Consider the following 17,756-nt stretch of genomic DNA (forward strand, 5'->3'; position numbering starts at 1 on the left):
GCTTACCGGGCCTACGGGTGCCATATGTAGGCCGGGTAAGGCGCAGCCGCCACCCGGCATAACTACAGCTTAAGAATATCTTTCACAAACGGAATGGTCAGCTTGCGCTGGGCGGTGATGGAGGCGCGATCGAGCTGATCGAGCGTATCAAAGAGCGTGCGCATCTCCCGATCCAGACGCTTGAGCAGGAAGCGCCCTACGTCTTCCGGCAGTTCAAATCCGCGCAGTCTGGCGCGCAACTGAAGTGCCTGGAGTTTGTCTTCATCCGACAGCGGTTGCAGCTTGTAGATTTGCCCCCAGTCCAGACGAGACGCCAGATCCGGCAGCCCCAGATTGAGCTGACGCGGCGGACGATCGCCGGTGATCAGCAGCCGGGTTTTGCCCGACTCCAGAATGCGGTTGTAGAGGTTAAAGATCGCCATTTCCCACGGCTCGTCTCCCGCCACGCATTCAATATTATCGATGCAGACCAGGGAGAGATGTTCCATGCCCTCCAGCACTTCAGGCACAAACCAGGTGCGTTTATCCAGCGGCACATAGCCTACCGCGTCACCGCGCGCCGAAAGTTCCGCACAGGCGGCATGCAGCAGGTGGCTGCGTCCCGCGCCTTCGCGTGACCAGATATAGATGTATCCGCTGTGTTCCTGGCGCAGCACGTTTTGCAGTGCAGCCAGTAAAGAGGGGTTATCACCCGGCCAGAAACTCGCGAAAGTTTCGTCGTCAGGGAGATAAAGTGGCAGAGAGAGCTGTGCCGGTCCGTTCAGAAATACCTCAACCAGAGATCTTACATAAAATCGGAATGGAGTTTAACACGGAACCAGCAAGGAGAGAACCGGGCGGATCGTCCGCCCGGTTAAAGGATCAATGTGGTGCTTTTTCGCTATCGTCAGCGTCCAGGATTTCTTCTTCCGGACGAATGACCGAGATCAGCTTGAAAATCAGGCTCAGGCCCACGCCGACGATGGTCGCCAGCGCCATCCCCTTCAGCTCTGCCGCGCCGATGTGCACCTTCGCGCCGCTCACGCCGATGATCAGGATAACGGAGGTCAGGATCAGGTTCTGCGCCTTGCTGTAATCCACTTTGGATTCAATCAGCACGCGAATACCGGACGCACCGATCACCCCGTAAAGCAGCAGGGAAACGCCGCCCATCACCGGAACCGGGATAATCTGGATCGCCGCCGCCAGTTTGCCGACGCAGGAGAGCAGAATAGCGATGATCGCCGCGCCGCCGATAACCCAGGTGCTGTAGACGCGGGTGATCGCCATTACGCCGATGTTCTCCCCGTAAGTGGTGTTAGGCGTGGAGCCGAAGAAACCGGAGATGATGGTGGAGAAACCGTTGGCAAACATGGAGCGATGCAGGCCCGGGTCGCGGATCAGGTCACGCTTCACGATGTTCGCCGTCACCACCAGGTGGCCAACGTGCTCAGCAATCACCACCAGTGCAGCAGGCAGAATGGTGAAGATAGCAAACCATTCGAAGCGTGGGGTGTAGAAGGTCGGCAGCGCGAACCAGTGTGCCTCGGCAATCGGTGTGGTATCCACAACGCCCATCACGAAGGAGAGCGCGTAACCCGCCAGCACGCCGATCAGGATCGGGATAATCGCCATAAAGCCGCGGAACAGGACGGAACCGAAAACCGTCACGCCCAGCGTCACCAGCGAAATAATAATGGTTTTAGAATCCGGTGACTGACCGTCCGCAGGCAGCAGCCCAGCCATGTTCGCCGCGACACCCGCCAGTTCCAGGCCGATGACGGCAACGATTGCCCCCATTGCCGCAGGCGGGAACATCACGTCCAGCCAGCCGGTACCCGCTTTCTTCACAATGAAGGAGACCAGGCAGAACAGCACGCCGCACATGATAAAGCCGCCCAGCGCGACCTCGTAACCCAGCGGCAGCAACAGCAGTACCGGGGAGATAAACGCGAAGCTCGACCCGAGATAGGCCGGGATTTTGCCTTTACAGATGAAGAGGTAAAGCAGCGTACCGATGCCGTTAAACAGCAGCACGGTAGCCGGGTTAATGTGAAACAGGATTGGCACCAGCACGGTTGCGCCAAACATGGCGAACAGGTGCTGCAAACTAAGCGGGATTGTCTGTAAAAGCGGCGGTCTTTCACTCACCCCGATAGCACGGCGCGTCATAGTGTTTTCCTCTGAGTGTCATTGTTGGTTTTTATTCAAAAAAAAGCCGACTATCAAAGTCGGCTTCTTTATCGTTATTCGATTATTTAGTCCCAAAAATCTTATCGCCGGCATCGCCGAGCCCCGGGATGATGTACCCGTGCTCGTTCAGTCCCTGGTCGACAGACGCGGTATAGAGTTCAACGTCCGGGTGCGCTTTTTCCAGCGCCGCGATACCTTCCGGCGCCGCGACCAGTACCAGCACTTTGATGCTGCTGCAGCCTGCTTGTTTCAGCAGGTCAATGGTGGCGATCATCGAACCACCGGTCGCCAGCATCGGGTCAACTACCAGCGCCATACGCTCATCAATGTTAGAGACCAGCTTCTGGAAGTATGGGACCGGCTCAAGCGTCTCTTCGTTACGGTAGATACCCACCACGCTGATACGCGCGCTTGGGACGTGCTCCAGCACGCCTTCCATCATGCCCAGACCCGCACGCAGGATTGGCACCACGGTAATTTTTTTACCTTTGATCTGCTCAACCTGTACCGGGCCGTTCCAGCCTTCGATGGTCACTTTTTCCGTTTCCAGATCAGAGGTCGCTTCGTAGGTCAGCAGGCTACCCACTTCAGAAGCCAGTTCGCGAAAACGCTTCGTGCTGATGTCATGCTCACGCATCAGGCCCAACTTGTGTTTAACGAGTGGGTGTTTCACTTCCACAATCTTCATTCTCTTTCTCCTCTGAGGTGGCATCCGCAAAAAAATCGCGGGATTATACCGCTTTTTTCGGATTGCGCCATACCCATGTTGCTTGATGTACATCAATCAAAAACAAAAAAGCCGGAGGCTGGGCTCCGGTTTGGGTGCGGGGTCTTGCCCGGTGGCGCTGCGCTTACGCGGGCCTACGTGTAGTGTAGGTCGGGTAAGTGTAAGCGCCACCCGACAATTACAGGTTATCGCCGTTGCTCGCAATCACCTGCTTATACCAGTCGAACGATTTCTTCTTGCTGCGGTTCAGCGTGCCGTTACCTTCGTTATCTTTATCGACAAAGATAAAGCCGTAGCGTTTCTTCATCTCGCCAGTGCCGGCAGAGACCAGGTCGATACAGCCCCACGGGGTATAGCCCATCAGATCCACGCCGTCTTCCACCACCGCTTTTTTCATCTCGCGGATGTGGGCGGAAAGGTAGTCGATGCGGTACTGGTCGTTCACCGTGCCGTCGCTCTCCTGCACGTCGATCGCGCCAAAGCCGTTTTCCACAATAAACAGCGGCAGCTGATAGTGATCCCAGAACCAGTTCAGAGAGTAGCGCAGCCCGACAGGATCGATCTGCCAGCCCCAGTCCGATTTCTGCACGTACGGGTTAGAAACCAGGCTCTTGCTCTCGTCATAATCCAGCGTCGGATTATCCGCCGTCGCTTTGGTGGCGAACGACATATAGTAGCTGAACCCGATGTAATCCACGCAGCCCTGCGTCAGCGCCACTTTATCTTCTTCGGTGATATCCAGCGCGAAGCCGCGACGTTCAAAGTAGTTGAGCAGATGCTGCGGATACTTGCCGCGCACGTGAACGTCGGTGAACCAGTAGCGGCGATGCATGGCGTTCATCGCCATCATCATGTCGTCCGGGGCACAGGTCAGCGGATAGATGGGGCACATGGCAATCATGCAGCCGATGTGCAGTGATGGGTTGATCTTGCGCCCCGCTTTCACCGCCAGGGCGCTGGCCACCAGCTCATAGTGCGCCGCCTGGAACATCACCGGCTCGCGATCTTCTCCCGGCGCATATTTCAGCCCGGAGTTGGTAAACGGCGCAAAGTCTTCATGAAAGTTGGCCTGGTTATTGATCTCGTTAAAGGTCATCCAGTACTTCACTTTATGCTGATAGCGCTCAAAAACGACCTTCGCGAAGCGGACAAAGAAGTCGATCAGCTTACGGTTACGCCAGCCGCCGTATTCCGTTACGAGGTGGAAAGGCATCTCGAAGTGGGAAAGCGTGATCACCGGCTCGATGCCGTGCTTCAGGCACTCGTCGAAAAGATCGTCATAGAATTTGAGTCCCGCTTCGTTCGGCTCCAGCTCGTCGCCTTTCGGGAAGATACGCGTCCAGGCAATGGAGGTGCGGAAGCATTTGAACCCCATCTCGGCAAAGAGTTTGATGTCTTCTTTATAGCGGTGGTAAAAGTCGATGGCTTCGTGGTTTGGGTAATTTTTCCTCTCCAGCACGCCGTTGGTGATTTCACGCGGTACCCCGTGGGCGCCTGCCGTCATGACATCGGCAACGCTCACGCCCTTGCCGCCCTCTTTCCAGCCGCCTTCAAGCTGGTGCGCCGCAACGGCCCCACCCCACAGAAAACCTGCTTTAAATCCTGACATTCGCTTTCCCTCATTCTGCGTTATTTTCTGCAAAAACAGTTACAGAAACCGGTTTCATTTTGATGATGTGCAAAGGGGATAGCCGTTGCAAGCAGATCGCCGAAACCGGTTTCATTTTCGTGAACGGAGTCAAGTTTGTTGCCCTGGACAGTCCGCACAGAAAAAAAGATCCCCGCGCCGAGAATAGGCTCGCAAACGTTTGCCTGGACTGTTAGAATTGCGCCGATTTTTCTTACTAGCTATGCAATCGCGTGGGGATTTAAGCCGTGACCAACAAAACTTCTCTCAGCTACAAAGATGCCGGTGTTGATATTGACGCAGGTAATGCGCTGGTTGACCGAATCAAAGGTGTGGTGAAAAAAACCCGCCGCCCGGAAGTGATGGGTGGCCTGGGTGGATTCGGCGCACTGTGCGCGCTGCCGCAAAAATATCGTGAACCTGTGCTGGTCTCGGGTACGGATGGTGTCGGTACAAAACTGCGCCTGGCGATGGATCTTAAGCGTCACGATACGATTGGTATTGATCTGGTGGCGATGTGCGTCAACGACCTGGTGGTACAGGGCGCTGAGCCGCTGTTCTTCCTGGATTACTACGCGACCGGCAAGCTGGATGTGGATACCGCAGCCAGCGTCATTAACGGTATCGCCGAAGGCTGTCTGCAATCCGGCTGTGCGCTGGTCGGCGGTGAAACCGCAGAAATGCCTGGCATGTATCACGGTGAAGATTATGACGTCGCAGGCTTCTGCGTCGGCGTGGTAGAAAAATCAGAAATTATCGACGGCAGCAAAGTGGCTGACGGCGATGTGCTGGTTGCGCTGGCCTCCAGCGGTCCGCACTCCAACGGCTACTCTCTGGTGCGTAAGATCCTCGAAGTGAGCGGTTGCGACCCGCTGACCACCGAGCTGGACGGCAAACCGCTGGCCGATCACCTGCTGGCCCCGACCCGCATCTACGTGAAAAACGTGCTGGAGCTGATTGAGAACGTTGACGTGCACGCCATCGCTCACCTTACCGGCGGCGGCTTCTGGGAAAACATTCCGCGCGTGCTGCCGGACAATACCCAGGCGGTGATCGACGCCTCCTCATGGCAGTGGCCGTCCGTCTTCAACTGGCTGCAAACCGCAGGCAATGTGAGCGAGCATGAAATGTACCGCACCTTTAACTGCGGCGTAGGTATGGTTATCGCCCTGCCCGCCAGCGCAGCGGATAAAGCGGTTAAGCTGCTGACAGAAAAAGGTGAAAACGCGTGGAAAATCGGTACGATTAAAGCTTCCGATTCCGAACAGCGTGTGGTCATTGAATGAAAAACATCGTGGTGCTCATTTCCGGCAACGGAAGCAATTTGCAGGCAATCATAGACGCCTGCAAACAGAAGAAAATCAATGGCACCATTCGGGCAGTATTCAGCAACAAGGCCGATGCGTTCGGCCTTGAGCGCGCGCGGGAAGCGAACATTCCTGCGCACGCGCTGGAAGCCAGCCAGTTCGCCGGGCGTGAAGCCTTTGACCGTGAGCTGGTGCAGGAGATTGACGCCTACGCGCCTGACGTGGTGGTGCTGGCGGGCTACATGCGTATCCTGAGCCCGGCCTTCGTCGCGCATTACAACGGACGTTTGCTGAATATTCACCCTTCTCTTCTGCCGAAATATCCTGGCCTGCATACCCATCGTCAGGTGCTGGAGAACGGCGATGAGGAGCATGGGACCTCCGTGCATTTCGTTACCGACGAGCTGGACGGCGGTCCGGTCATTTTGCAGGCAAAAGTACCGGTCTTTGACGGTGACAACGAAGACGACGTGACGGAACGTGTACAGGCTCAGGAACACGCCATTTATCCGCTGGTGGTAAGCTGGTTTGTTGACGGCCGTCTTGAGATGCGCGACGGTGCCGCCTGGCTGGACGGCGTGAAGTTGCCCCCGCAGGGTCATGCGGCTGAAGAGTAGTTTGTTCTGTCGGGTGGCGCTGCGCTTACCCGACCTACATATTGCATTACCCGATATCCCCTTCTCCAACCCCCTAAAATCCCCAACAAAAAAAATAACTGTCATACTTTTCTGGCACTGTTGGACATATCGTGGAAATGCTCGCCATAATAAGGACGAGACGGATTTACCACGTCCTGTGATTGAACTGGAGTGTGAGCTGTAATGGGTCAGGAAAAGTTATATATCGAGAAAGAGCTAAGCTGGTTAGCATTCAACGAACGTGTACTTCAGGAAGCGGCCGATAAAAGTAACCCGCTGATTGAGCGTATGCGTTTTTTAGGCATCTATTCCAACAATCTGGATGAGTTCTACAAGGTTCGCTTCGCCGAACTAAAACGCCGAATCATCATCAGCGAAGAACAGGGCTTAAACTCCCACTCGCGGCATCTGCTTGGAAAAATCCAGTCTCGCGTCATGAAAGCCGATCAGGAATTTGATGGCCTCTATAACGAGCTGCTGCTGGAAATGGCACGCAACCAAATCTTCCTGATCAACGAACGCCAGCTCTCCGCGAATCAGCAAAACTGGCTGCGCCACTATTTCAAACACTATCTGCGCCAGCATATCACCCCGATTCTGATCAACCGTGAAACCGATCTGGTGCAGTTCCTGAAAGATGATTACACCTATCTGGCGGTAGAAATCATTCGTGGTGAGACCATTAACTACGCGCTGCTGGAAATACCGTCTGATAAAGTCCCGCGCTTTGTAAATCTGCCGCCGGAAACCCCGCGCCGACGTAAGCCGATGATCCTGCTGGATAACATTCTGCGCTACTGTCTGGACGATATCTTCAAAGGTTTCTTCGATTACGACGCGCTCAACGCCTACTCGATGAAGATGACCCGTGACGCCGAGTACGATTTGGTGCATGAGATGGAGGCCAGCCTGATGGAGCTGATGTCTTCCAGCCTCAAGCAGCGCCTGACGGCAGAGCCGGTGCGTTTTGTCTATCAGCGCGATATGCCGGACGCGATGGTGGAGATGCTGCGCGATAAGCTGACCATCTCCCGCTACGACTCCATAATCCCCGGTGGGCGTTACCACAACTTTAAAGATTTCATTGGCTTCCCGAACGTCGGCAAAGCCAATCTGGTAAACAAACCGCTGCCGCGCCTGCGCCATATCTGGTTCGATAAATTCCGCAACGGGTTCGATGCCATCCGCGAGCGGGATGTGCTGCTCTACTATCCGTATCACACCTTTGAACACGTGCTGGAATTGCTGCGTCAGGCCTCGTTCGATCCGAACGTGCTGGCGATTAAAATCAACATTTATCGCGTGGCGAAAGATTCCCGCATCATCGATGCGATGATCCACGCAGCGCACAACGGCAAGAAAGTGACCGTGGTGGTTGAGCTCCAGGCTCGCTTCGACGAAGAGGCCAACATCCACTGGGCGCGCCGACTGACGGAAGCGGGCGTGCACGTCATCTTCTCCGCGCCGGGGCTGAAAATTCACGCCAAGTTGTTCCTGATCTCCCGTAAAGAGGGCGACGATGTGGTGCGCTACGCCCATATCGGTACCGGGAACTTTAACGAGAAAACCGCGCGTATTTACACCGACTATTCACTGCTGACTGCCGATGCCCGCATCACCAACGAAGTGCGTCGGGTGTTCAACTTCATTGAGAACCCGTACCGCCCGGTGAGCTTCGATTATCTGCTGGTGTCACCGCAGAACTCACGGCGCCTGCTGTACGATATGATCGACAAAGAGATTGCCAATGCGCAGAACGGCTTGTCGTCCGGCATCACGCTGAAGCTCAACAATCTGGTGGACAAAGGCCTGGTGGATCGCCTGTATGCGGCCTCCAGCTCCGGCGTTCCGGTAAATCTGCTCATTCGCGGCATGTGCTCGCTCATTCCGGAACTGGAAGGCATCAGCGACAACATCCGCGTGATCAGCATTGTGGATCGCTATCTTGAACACGATCGCGTCTATATTTTCGATAACGCCGGTGATAAGCGCGTATACCTCTCGTCCGCCGACTGGATGACGCGTAACATTGATTACCGTATTGAAGTGGCGGCACCGCTGCTGGATCCTCGCCTGAAGCAGCGTATCCTGGACATTATCGAGATCCTGTTCAGCGATACGGTGAAAGCACGTTATATCGACAAAGAACTCAGTAATCGCTATGTACCGCGCGGCAATCGCCGTAAAGTGCGGTCGCAGCTGGCGATTTACGATTACATCAAATCACTTGAGCAACCCGATTAACCTATGCCAATAAACGATAATACCCCACGCCCGCAGGAGTTCGCTGCGGTCGATCTTGGCTCAAACAGTTTCCATATGGTCATCGCCCGCGAGGTGGATGGCGCGATGCAGATCATCGGTCGTCTGAAGCAGCGCGTGCATCTGGCCGATGGGCTCGACGCGCGTAACATGCTGAGCGAAGAGGCAATGGAGCGCGGGCTTAACTGCCTGTCGCTGTTCGCAGAACGTCTGCAAGGCTTTTCGCCGTCCAGCGTTTGCATCGTCGGGACGCATACGCTACGCCAGGCGCTGAACGCGCCGGAATTTCTTAAGCGCGCGGAAAAGGTTATCCCCTACCCGATTGAGATCATCTCTGGTAACGAAGAAGCGCGCCTGATTTTTATGGGCGTGGAGCATACGCAGCCGGAAAAAGGCCGCAAGCTGGTGATTGATATCGGCGGAGGCTCAACCGAACTGGTGATTGGCGAAGATTTCGAGCCGCGTCTGGTTGAAAGCCGCCGTATGGGCTGCGTCAGCTTCGCGCAAATGTATTTTCCGGGCGGCGTCATCACCCGCGAAAACTTCCAGCGCGCGCGCATGGCCGCTGTGCAAAAACTGGAAAATCTGGCCTGGCAGTATCGTATTCAGGGCTGGAACGTGGCGCTGGGCGCATCGGGGTCGATTAAAGCGGCCCATGAAGTGCTGCTGGCGATGGGTGAAAAGGACGGGTTTATTACGCCTGAGCGCCTGGTGAAACTCACCGAAGAGGTGCTTAAGCACAAGAGCTTCGACGCCCTGAGTCTGCCGGGCTTGTCCGACGAGCGTAAAGCGGTGTTCGTACCGGGGCTGGCGATCCTCTGCGGCGTGTTTGACGCGCTGGCGATCAAAGAGCTGCGCCTCTCTGACGGCGCCCTGCGCGAAGGTGTGCTGTATGAGATGGAAGGCCGTTTCCGTCATCAGGATATTCGCAGCCGCACCGCGCAGAGCCTTGCCAACCAGTACAATATCGACCGCGAACAGGCGAAACGGGTGCTGGAAACCACGGTTCAGATGTACGAGCAGTGGGAGGAGCAGAATCCAAAGCTGGCGCATCCGCAGCTGGCCGCGCTGTTAAAATGGGCCGCGATGCTGCATGAGGTGGGGCTGAACATAAACCACAGCGGAATGCATCGCCATTCAGCCTATATTCTGCAAAATAGCGATCTGCCTGGCTTCAACCAGGAGCAGCAAACCATGATGGCGACGCTGGTGCGCTATCACCGCAAAGCCATCAAGCTCGACGATCTGCCGCGCTTTACGCTATTTAAGAAAAAGCAGTTCCTGCCACTCATTCAGCTTCTGCGCCTGGGCGTGCTGCTCAATAATCAGCGGCAGGCGACCACCACACCGCCGACACTGAAGCTTAAAACGGATGACTATCACTGGACGCTGAGCTTCCCGCACGACTGGTTTAGCCAGAACGCGCTGGTGCTGCTGGATCTGGAAAAAGAGCAGCAGTACTGGGAAGCGGTCACCGGCTGGCTGTTGAAGATTGAAGAAGAGAGTTCTGAGGCGGCAGCGTAACGGCTAAGGCGCTCTCCTGAGAAGGCTGTGTTTCGAGCAACGTATCAAGCTCAACTGGCAACCCAATTAAGTAGCCCTGCACATAATCGATACCTAGCGCGTGCACCGCGCTACGTATCTCTTCTGTTTCCACACATTCTGCCACCACCAGCATTTTCTTCATCCGGGCCAGATGGCAAATGGATGCCACGATCTGGTAATCCAGGCTGTTGCTGACAATATTGCGAATAAAGCCGCCGTCGATTTTGAGAATGTCGGCGTCCACGCTTTTTAACCGCGCATAGCTGGCGTAGCCGGTGCCAAAATCATCAATGGCGATCCGTATTCCCATTTTTTGCAATTGCCTGAGGGTGGATGCCGCCAGATCCGCATGACCAAAGGCGCTACTTTCGGTCACTTCAAAGATCAGCTGCCATGCTTCAACGGCATATCTGGCTAACAGGCGGCTCACTTCAAGCGGGAACTGCGCCCGGTAGACGGTAGAAGGTGCGAGGTTGATGGCAAAGCGCTGGCCCGGCAAACGCTGGCGGTGCTGTGCCAGGAAACTCAACGTACGCTCCAGTACCCATAAATCGACACGCGACGATAAACCAAACTCCTGTGCTATGGGCAGGAACTGCTCGGGAAAGATCAGCGCCCCGTTATCATCACGCATTCGCAGCAGCACTTCGTGGTAATGATCGCCGCGCAGGCCGCGAACGGGCTGAACTAACAGGCTAAAAGCGTTCTGCTCCAGCGCTGTCTGCAAACGGCTCATCATCGCCACCTTATCTTTCAGGCTACGCTGCAAGTGAACAGCCCCGCGCTGCTGAAGGTTTTCCGGGTGATTCGTTGAGAGGGAGAGGTCAGCCACGATGCCCAGTTCCCCCAGCACCAGATAGAGGTGATTGACGGGTGAGCGTACATAGCAGTAGCTCACGCCAACCTGAGGCTGCACCGGCATACCATCCCAGATAAAAACAAACTGCTTAATATGCTCGTCCAGCGTCTCAATGCGCTGTTGATGCGACTCCGCCTCCAGTCGCACCGCCATGTCATATCCGGTGAGGTGATAGACTTGCTCTTTTGGCTGAAGGGTGCCATTTATCCATTGCGCCAGCTGCTGTTTATACTGGATCCGTAGCAGTACGCCGTAATTGCGTCCCAGTACCTCCAGCTCGGGCACGCGCAGTAAACAGAGCGCTGACCACGGATGACTGGCCAGCTCGCGCGACAGCGCCCGCAGGTTGGGCATATGCACCACCGGATCGAGAAAAGCCTGACTGCGGGAGCGAATATTGATGGTCCGCTGGCGTGTCGCCAGCATCGACATGTACGTCACAACGAAGGAAAAGACCAGATAGCTGGATGAGGTGATCGCCAGCTGAATGCCATAACCCCCCTGCACCGGAATGTAGTGATAAAAAAAGTGAATCGACACCAGCAGGACCGGCGTCCAGATGATTGACATCAGCTTGTAGCCAAAGCGCATCGCCCCCCAGAGCATCACGGGCATCAGCAGTGACAAAGTGTAGTTGGTGCTGAAAATGGAACTGTTTTCATTCATGGGCAGCAGCAGCATAGCCAGCAACCCTCCCAGAGCTAAAAACCACACCACAAACTCAACGGCCGTCACCTTTTTGTCTATTTGCGTGCGGAGCTGGGACATCAGTCCCTTGAAATAGCGCGGATGACGTATCAGGCGGATCAGCAGGTAGCTTAGCGGCACACCCGTCAGCCCGCTCACCAGCAGCCCCTGATAGTTAATAAGGGTCCGAATATTGAGGGGATTCAATCCTGCAAGGCTCTGGCGGCTCTCATAGACCCCGAGATAAACCGCAAACTGAAATAGCACCAGAAAAAGCGTTGCCGGGCAAAACACCTGCCAGAAGATACGTTGCCCCATCAGGCGTATGTCACCGTAAGCGGTCATATTGCGTCGGGGCGCAAACACACGGTAACCGCCCCAGCTGAGCACTAGGGGAACGATAAAATGCAGAATGCCGGTCACGGTTTCAAACAGCCCAACGGACGGGTAATAACGTAAAAACAGCGACACTACCACTCCGGGAAGGGCTTCCAGGCCAAAGAACAACATCAGCGTCAGCAGAAAGGAGAGCGGGAGATAATAGAGCGCAACGATACCGTCGCCCAGCTGCGTTAAGGTATTAGCCACACTAAGCACCGGGAGTAACACGACGGGTAATATAAGAGGAAGTGCCCACCAGCGGTCTTTATTTTGCTTCAGGATGTGGTGAATATTCATAGATGCTCGTTTACAACCCTTGCGCTCCAGAGGGTAAATGAAGACAGGCATCCAACCTGACGTACACGATGCCCGGAAAATTCCTGGCAAGCACAGTGGAGGTGGGATTTTAAATATCAACGACGAGATACCGTTGACCTAAATCAAATTAATTTATCTGAATAAACATTTCTTACGTTTTATTTGAATATTTTTCCTGTAATTATCAATGCGATAAATAAAAGCGTTGTTTTTAATAACATAAATTAATGTAAGCATTGACGGTATTTTACATATCGCTGAATTGACCCCGACTTGCGGCTGTGCCTTAATAGCCGTATCGCCCAAAAGGGTATACTCAGGAAAAGAAAGTGAGTCAGGCTACGCGTATGCGAAAACGACATCGATTTAACACCCGGATGACCCGCATCATACTGCTCATCAGTTTCCTGTTTTTCTTTGGCCGCTTTGTTTATTCCTCCATTGGCGCCTGGTATCACCATCAGGACAAAATTCAGTCGCAGCAATCAGGCCTCGTAGTGGATTCGCCCGAGCGCTAAAGCGTGTTCGCTCCAGGCAGACAAACTGTATCGCACTGTATCCCGAGCGCTACGCTGACAAACCGGTACAAAACGCCCGCAAAAGCAAATATCCCCGATACATAAAAATGGTCTTCTGTGTCCCTCGCCATAATAAACTGATGAGGAGAGACACAGATGATTCGTCGATATTTCCTGCTTCCTGTATTTGCGCTGACGTCCTTTGCTGGCGCACTGGCCGCACCGTTAGATGGCCTGAGCGCTGCTGATGTTAATGGCCCGGCCGCCGTAGCGCCGCAGGAAAAACCCCAGCCGCCAGCAAAACTGATCGTCGACCCACCGCTGGCGGGACCGCTGAGTAAAGGTGCGGTCTTTATTCAGTACCGCGTCGAAAACCTGCGCATTGAACCTGTATTTGGACCCGACGCGCTGAAAGTCACTCCGCGTATCGGCCATATTCACGTTGTGGTGGATGACGCGCCCTGGCACTGGGCTGATACCAGCGGCGAGCCGGTGATCCTGGTCGGGCTGCCCGCCGGGAAACACAAGGTAACCATCATCGTTGCCGACCCGACGCATAAGCCCATCGACCATAAAACCGTTGAATTCACCGTGCCGCCACACGCCGCGGTTCACCACTTTTAAGGAGCCTGTTATGAAAGCATTGTCTGTATTAACAGCGGCGCTGCTGGCGGTTTCCACCAGCGCGCTGGCAGAGAAGAAAGCCAGCGTGGTGCTGGTGCACGGGGCGTTTGCCGACGGCAGCAGCTGGAATAAGGTGATTACCCGGCTGCAAAAACACCATACCGAGGTCATTGCGGTACAACTTCCGCTCACGTCTCTGAAAGATGATGTCGCCGCCACGCAGCGTGCTATCGCCCGGGCTCATGGCGACGTTGTACTGGTCGGGCACTCCTGGGGCGGGTCGGTAATCAGCGAAGCGGGCAATAATGCGCGGGTGAAGTCTCTGGTTTACGTTGCCGCTTTTGCGCCGGATTCCGGCCAGTCGACCGCAGATCTGGCAGACAGTTATCCTGCTCCGCCAGGGAGCGCCAGCCTCGCTAAAACGTCAGAGGGGTATTTATATCTGCCGACAAAAGCGGTCAGCGAGAATTTTGCCCCTGACGTGAAGGACGTTGAGTGCAGCGTGATTGCCGCGACGCAAAACCCTATTAAGGCCGATGCGTTTGGGGAGAAAGTCGCGCATGCCGCCTGGCATGACAAACCGAGCTGGTATGTGATCAGCAAAAATGACCGGATGATCAATCCTGAGCTTGAGCGCGCAATGGCGAAGAAAATCAACGCCAACACCACGGAGGTAGCGGCAAGCCATGTATCGATGGTCAGCCAGCCGGACGTCGTTACCCGTACGATTGAACAGGCGTTATCGGGTCAACACTGATAAAAAAGCCCGCATGATGAACGGTCCGACTTCGGGCCACGCCATCCTACGGGCTTTATGTACTTCCGGCTCCTGTAACGGGGTTATGTGCGGTTTTGTCACAAACGCGCCTTCGCCCTCACTGAACCATCAGAAGCTATACGTCACCTTCAAACTTCCCACAGGAGACGTTTTTCGCTGAACAATGGGGCTATCGCCCGCCTCTCCCGTCAGCTGCGTAACGCCAGCTGCGGCAAGCAGGCTCCAGCGGGAGGTAAGCTTATGGGTCCAGTCCAGATTCAGCGAATACGCATATATTCCCGATCCGGCATCGTGTCGGGCAAAACCCGATGCGGCCGACTGGGCGGCATTCACCCCGTAGTAGGTTTGCACATACTTACTGGATCCCCAGCTACCGGTCAGCGCCAGCGTTAACGCATTTTTCGGAGATGTATAGAGCGGGCTGGCAATACCGAAATGCACAGCTTCACCATTGTCTCTCTCAGAAACCGGGACCTCTGCCTGCAACTGCACGGTCAGCCAGTCAGTCACCCTGTACCCCAGCCCTGGCACAACGATAGCTGAGCCTTTAATGTCACCCATTCCTCGCAGGTCGTCGCTGCCGGAGGCGATTGAATCGCTGCTTACGTCGCGATCCTTACGTCCTGCGCGATAGCTCAGCGCAGCGCTGTAATCCAGGTTGCCAACGCGGTTGCCGTAGCCGAGCCCGCGGGTGGTACTGATAAAGAACCCATTTGCCATCGCGTAATCAACCACCTGAGCCGCAGTAACGCGGCTCTTATCCGAACCGGAATAGCGTGGCGCAACATCCACGCCGCCCCCCAGGGTTAAAACGTTGCCCTGGCGCTGCCCGGCCGCCAGCGCCGGGGTAGCCAGTAACGCCAGGACGGCCCCCGACAGGATGCTTTTCACGCTGCGACCGATGAGTGAACGGGGGAACCTGTGACGCAGTTTGCAGTTTCTCATTAAAGAAGCCCTTTTGGATTCAGATGGTTACGATTCAGGCGGTGTTAAACGCCAGCGCGCTCATTCTGAATACCCTCCCTAAGGTTCTTATGAGCCGAAAATGAAGAAACGCTGAAGCACGTGCTGGTTCTGTAAAGCTGAATGATTTCCTGATACCGTTTTTTTCTTAAGCTGTTCTTCATCCACTGCTGATACCGTTACCTTTGTGAAAATTCTACTAATTGAAGACGACCTGGATCTCGGCAACGGCGTACGTTTCGCCCTTGCAGATCAAGGATTTGATGTCATATGGGTACGCCGGAAAGAGGATGCGCTGCATCAGCTTGAGCTCTGCGTGCCGGAGCTTATCCTGCTCGACCTGGGGCTGCCCGATGGCGATGGCATGAGCCTGATGACGCGTCTGCGTCAGCAGCTCCGGGGGATCCCCGTCATTATCCTAACGGCGCGAGGCACGCTGCAGGACCGCCTGTGCGGGCTGGACGCGGGCGCGGACGATTATCTGGTCAAACCTTTTGTTCTCGCCGAGCTGCTGGCACGCGTGAGAGCCCTTGCGCGACGCAGTTACGGTTTTGAAAATGAGGCAATAGAAATTCGCGGTTTGTCGCTTCATATTCCGACGCGTCGCGTAACGGTGAGCGCACGCCACGTTGAGCTGACGGCAAGCGAATATGCGCTGCTTGAAACGTTAATGCTGCGCGCCGATCGCGTGCTTACGCGGCGGTATCTGGAAGAGAGGATATTCGGCACGAAAGAAAATCTCAGCAACGCGCTCGACGTGCATATGGGTAACCTGCGGCGAAAAATTGGCGATGGCTTTGTGCGAACGGTGCGGGGCGTAGGGTACGTCATTGATACCGTACCGGTTCAGAAGGCGGCAGGCTGATGCGTAATTTTTGGTACCGCCTCAGGCTCCCTACGCTGGTCAGGCGAATGCTGGTCGCCCAGATGCTGCTGCTTACGTTACTGTGGTGTCTTTTTTTAACCTTCATTTTGCTGGAGGACCTGCGCAGCCCTCCAATACTCACGGGCAGTGAGACTTACGAAACCCTCTTTTCCCTGGTTGAGAGCATGGAGGATAGGCCGCAGGCGCGTAATGAGGTGCTGGCCGCGTTCAGCAAGGCGCTGCGGGAGGGTTATGGCGGCGGTGAAGATCCGGAGCTCGCTATCAACCTGATCGTTCGCAAGCATAATGAGATTATTTTTTCTTCGCGTGGCGCGCCAACGGAGGTGAAAAATAGCCGCCTGGGGGAAATGCAGCGCGTCCGGACTGGAGACCACACCTGGACGAGCCGCACGCTCAAATCCGCGCGGTCCGACGTTGAAGTCACCCTTTTCACCCCGGCTGGCAGCTGGAATTTCTTTATCTACCTGAACTCGCGCGGCTATTACGTCATGCCGCTGCTGGTATGCATCCCTTTTCTTCTGTTTCCCGCGTGGTTGTCAATCCGCATCGCGATGCGCCCCTGGAACAGGGTAGTGAATGAAATTTCATTGCGCACGCCAGACGATCTCTCTCCCTTAAAAGCCGTTCCCAGGCACAGGGAGCTGCGCCAGACGGTGGACGCGATTAATGAGTTTCTCGCCAGGGTGCGGGAAAGCGCCGAAAGGGAAAGGGTGTTTATTGCCGATGCCGCGCACGAGCTGCGTACGCCGCTGGCCGCGATGCGAATCAACGTCGAGGCGCTGCAGTCCTGGGTCATCAGCGAAAGCCAGCAGGAGCTGCTTGCAGGCATTGTTCGCAGCAATAGCCGTGCTGCTCGTCTCGTCAATCAGCTTCTGCTGATGAAGCACAGCGAAGCGCACATCGACACGGTAATGGAGCCTGTGCCGCTGACAACGCTTATTCAGGAGCGAATGGCCGCACTGGAGCCGCTGGCATCGGCACGCGGGATTGAGTTTGAATTCTTCGCCGACGATGAAATCCATGTCGCAGGCATTCGGGAACGTCTGGTGTCGCTGATCGACAATTTAATTGAGAATGCCGTGAAGTACAGCCCTGAGGGTGGACGCATTGAGGTACAACTGCAATCGCGTGATAAGTCCGCTCAACTGCGCGTCTCAGACGCGGGCCCCGGTATCCCGGTTGAACTGCGGGAGCGCGTGTTCGACAGATTTTTCCGCGATCCTAATCAGACCCAAAGCGGGAGTGGACTGGGGCTTGCCATCGTCAAAGCCGTTACGCAGCAACACAACGGCAGGGTCAATCTGAGTACGTCAGCCGAAGGTGGTCTTATGGTGACCGTTGATTTCCCGAATCCGGCGTTCGCATGAACGTAAACCCGGCGCTACACGTCCTGACATGTGTCAGCGCAGCGTTACTTCCCGTATGCCGCAGATTGCTTCAATAAAATTACCGTATTTGTTATAT

General features: G+C 55.3%; 15 protein-coding genes. 9 read left to right on the forward strand and 6 right to left on the reverse strand.

The features are described 5' to 3' along the window. Positions 1-62: 62 nt before the first annotated feature. The 4 genes from ACQG11_RS02770 to ACQG11_RS02785 all read right to left on the reverse strand — a co-directional run bounded on the left by ACQG11_RS02770 (position 63) and on the right by ACQG11_RS02785 (position 4,508). Complete coding sequence (locus ACQG11_RS02770; RefSeq protein WP_211482948.1) at positions 63-764, reverse strand: DnaA inactivator Hda; 702 nt, start codon at positions 762-764, stop codon at positions 63-65. A gap of 97 nt (positions 765-861) precedes the next feature. Continuing rightward, a complete protein-coding gene (gene uraA, locus ACQG11_RS02775; RefSeq protein ID WP_022648978.1) occupies positions 862-2,151 on the reverse strand; it encodes a uracil permease in 1,290 nt (429 codons plus the stop codon). 82 nt (positions 2,152-2,233) lie between these two features. Next, positions 2,234-2,860 (reverse strand): uracil phosphoribosyltransferase, encoded by a 627-nt coding sequence (upp, locus tag ACQG11_RS02780; RefSeq protein ID WP_022648979.1) that lies wholly within the window; start codon positions 2,858-2,860, stop codon positions 2,234-2,236. 217 nt (positions 2,861-3,077) lie between these two features. Further along, the gene (locus ACQG11_RS02785) at positions 3,078-4,508 is read right to left on the reverse strand and encodes a 6-phospho-beta-glucosidase (protein WP_423398086.1); all 1,431 of its coding nucleotides are present in this window, start codon (positions 4,506-4,508) and stop codon (positions 3,078-3,080) included. Positions 4,509-4,774: 266 nt separating this feature from the next. Between ACQG11_RS02785 and purM the strand changes: the two genes are divergently transcribed. The 4 genes from purM to ppx all read left to right on the forward strand — a co-directional run bounded on the left by purM (position 4,775) and on the right by ppx (position 10,257). After that, on the forward strand, positions 4,775-5,812 hold the full coding sequence (purM, locus tag ACQG11_RS02790) for a phosphoribosylformylglycinamidine cyclo-ligase (RefSeq protein ID WP_426728159.1): 1,038 nt from the start codon (positions 4,775-4,777) through the stop codon (positions 5,810-5,812). Next, on the forward strand, positions 5,809-6,450 hold the full coding sequence (purN, locus tag ACQG11_RS02795; RefSeq protein WP_023300681.1) for a phosphoribosylglycinamide formyltransferase: 642 nt from the start codon (positions 5,809-5,811) through the stop codon (positions 6,448-6,450). The genes purM and purN overlap by 4 nt, the downstream gene beginning before the upstream one ends. Before the next feature lie 204 nt (positions 6,451-6,654). Next, the gene (gene ppk1 / locus ACQG11_RS02800; protein ID WP_006811494.1) at positions 6,655-8,715 is read left to right on the forward strand and encodes a polyphosphate kinase 1; all 2,061 of its coding nucleotides are present in this window, start codon (positions 6,655-6,657) and stop codon (positions 8,713-8,715) included. 3 nt (positions 8,716-8,718) lie between these two features. Continuing rightward, a complete protein-coding gene (gene ppx, locus ACQG11_RS02805; protein WP_003860570.1) occupies positions 8,719-10,257 on the forward strand; it encodes an exopolyphosphatase in 1,539 nt (512 codons plus the stop codon). Here the strand turns inward: ppx and ACQG11_RS02810 are convergent. Beyond that, a complete protein-coding gene (locus ACQG11_RS02810) occupies positions 10,205-12,502 on the reverse strand; it encodes an EAL domain-containing protein (protein ID WP_051979833.1) in 2,298 nt (765 codons plus the stop codon). The two genes, ppx and ACQG11_RS02810, sit on opposite strands and share 53 nt — an antisense overlap. 368 nt (positions 12,503-12,870) lie before the next feature. On the opposite strand from ACQG11_RS02810, the gene ACQG11_RS02815 reads away from it, so the two are divergent. From ACQG11_RS02815 to ACQG11_RS02825, 3 genes are all read left to right on the forward strand, one after another. Next, a complete protein-coding gene (locus ACQG11_RS02815; RefSeq protein ID WP_017383512.1) occupies positions 12,871-13,041 on the forward strand; it encodes a YfgG family protein in 171 nt (56 codons plus the stop codon). Positions 13,042-13,197: 156 nt separating this feature from the next. After that, positions 13,198-13,665 carry a DUF6130 family protein gene (locus ACQG11_RS02820; RefSeq protein ID WP_003860582.1) on the forward strand — a complete coding sequence of 156 codons (468 nt, stop codon included), beginning with the start codon at positions 13,198-13,200 and terminating at the stop codon, positions 13,663-13,665. A gap of 10 nt (positions 13,666-13,675) precedes the next feature. Then, on the forward strand, positions 13,676-14,422 hold the full coding sequence (locus ACQG11_RS02825; protein ID WP_423398084.1) for an alpha/beta fold hydrolase: 747 nt from the start codon (positions 13,676-13,678) through the stop codon (positions 14,420-14,422). 129 nt (positions 14,423-14,551) lie between these two features. On the opposite strand, the gene ACQG11_RS02830 is transcribed toward ACQG11_RS02825, so the two are convergent. After that, positions 14,552-15,388, reverse strand: a complete 837-nt coding sequence (locus tag ACQG11_RS02830) for a MipA/OmpV family protein (RefSeq protein WP_423398083.1) — start codon at positions 15,386-15,388, stop codon at positions 14,552-14,554. Positions 15,389-15,593: 205 nt separating this feature from the next. On the opposite strand from ACQG11_RS02830, the gene ACQG11_RS02835 reads away from it, so the two are divergent. Together ACQG11_RS02835 and ACQG11_RS02840 are read left to right on the forward strand one after the other, a co-directional pair. After that, positions 15,594-16,271, forward strand: coding sequence for a response regulator (locus ACQG11_RS02835; RefSeq protein WP_038416495.1), 678 nt, complete (start codon positions 15,594-15,596; stop codon positions 16,269-16,271). After that, complete coding sequence (locus tag ACQG11_RS02840; protein WP_426728160.1) at positions 16,271-17,659, forward strand: sensor histidine kinase; 1,389 nt, start codon at positions 16,271-16,273, stop codon at positions 17,657-17,659. Before ACQG11_RS02835 ends, ACQG11_RS02840 begins: the two co-directional genes overlap by 1 nt. Positions 17,660-17,756: the final 97 nt, after the last annotated feature.

Source organism: Enterobacter cloacae complex sp. 372C4, from assembly GCF_050030615.1.
GTDB lineage: Bacteria > Pseudomonadota > Gammaproteobacteria > Enterobacterales > Enterobacteriaceae > Enterobacter > Enterobacter intestinihominis.

Excerpts from the sequence above, each read along its gene's own strand:
- uraA (WP_022648978.1), bottom strand. The coding sequence starts at position 2,151 with ATGACGCGCCGTGCTATCGGGGTGAGTGAAAGACCGCCGCTTTTACAG.
- upp (WP_022648979.1), bottom strand. The coding sequence starts at position 2,860 with ATGAAGATTGTGGAAGTGAAACACCCACTCGTTAAACACAAGTTGGGC.
- ACQG11_RS02785 (WP_423398086.1), bottom strand. The coding sequence starts at position 4,508 with ATGTCAGGATTTAAAGCAGGTTTTCTGTGGGGTGGGGCCGTTGCGGCG.
- purN (WP_023300681.1), top strand. The coding sequence starts at position 5,809 with ATGAAAAACATCGTGGTGCTCATTTCCGGCAACGGAAGCAATTTGCAG.
- ppk1 (WP_006811494.1), top strand. The coding sequence starts at position 6,655 with ATGGGTCAGGAAAAGTTATATATCGAGAAAGAGCTAAGCTGGTTAGCA.
- ppx (WP_003860570.1), top strand. The coding sequence starts at position 8,719 with ATGCCAATAAACGATAATACCCCACGCCCGCAGGAGTTCGCTGCGGTC.
- ACQG11_RS02810 (WP_051979833.1), bottom strand. The coding sequence starts at position 12,502 with ATGAATATTCACCACATCCTGAAGCAAAATAAAGACCGCTGGTGGGCA.
- ACQG11_RS02815 (WP_017383512.1), top strand. The coding sequence starts at position 12,871 with ATGCGAAAACGACATCGATTTAACACCCGGATGACCCGCATCATACTG.
- ACQG11_RS02820 (WP_003860582.1), top strand. The coding sequence starts at position 13,198 with ATGATTCGTCGATATTTCCTGCTTCCTGTATTTGCGCTGACGTCCTTT.
- ACQG11_RS02825 (WP_423398084.1), top strand. The coding sequence starts at position 13,676 with ATGAAAGCATTGTCTGTATTAACAGCGGCGCTGCTGGCGGTTTCCACC.
- ACQG11_RS02830 (WP_423398083.1), bottom strand. The coding sequence starts at position 15,388 with ATGAGAAACTGCAAACTGCGTCACAGGTTCCCCCGTTCACTCATCGGT.
- ACQG11_RS02840 (WP_426728160.1), top strand. The coding sequence starts at position 16,271 with ATGCGTAATTTTTGGTACCGCCTCAGGCTCCCTACGCTGGTCAGGCGA.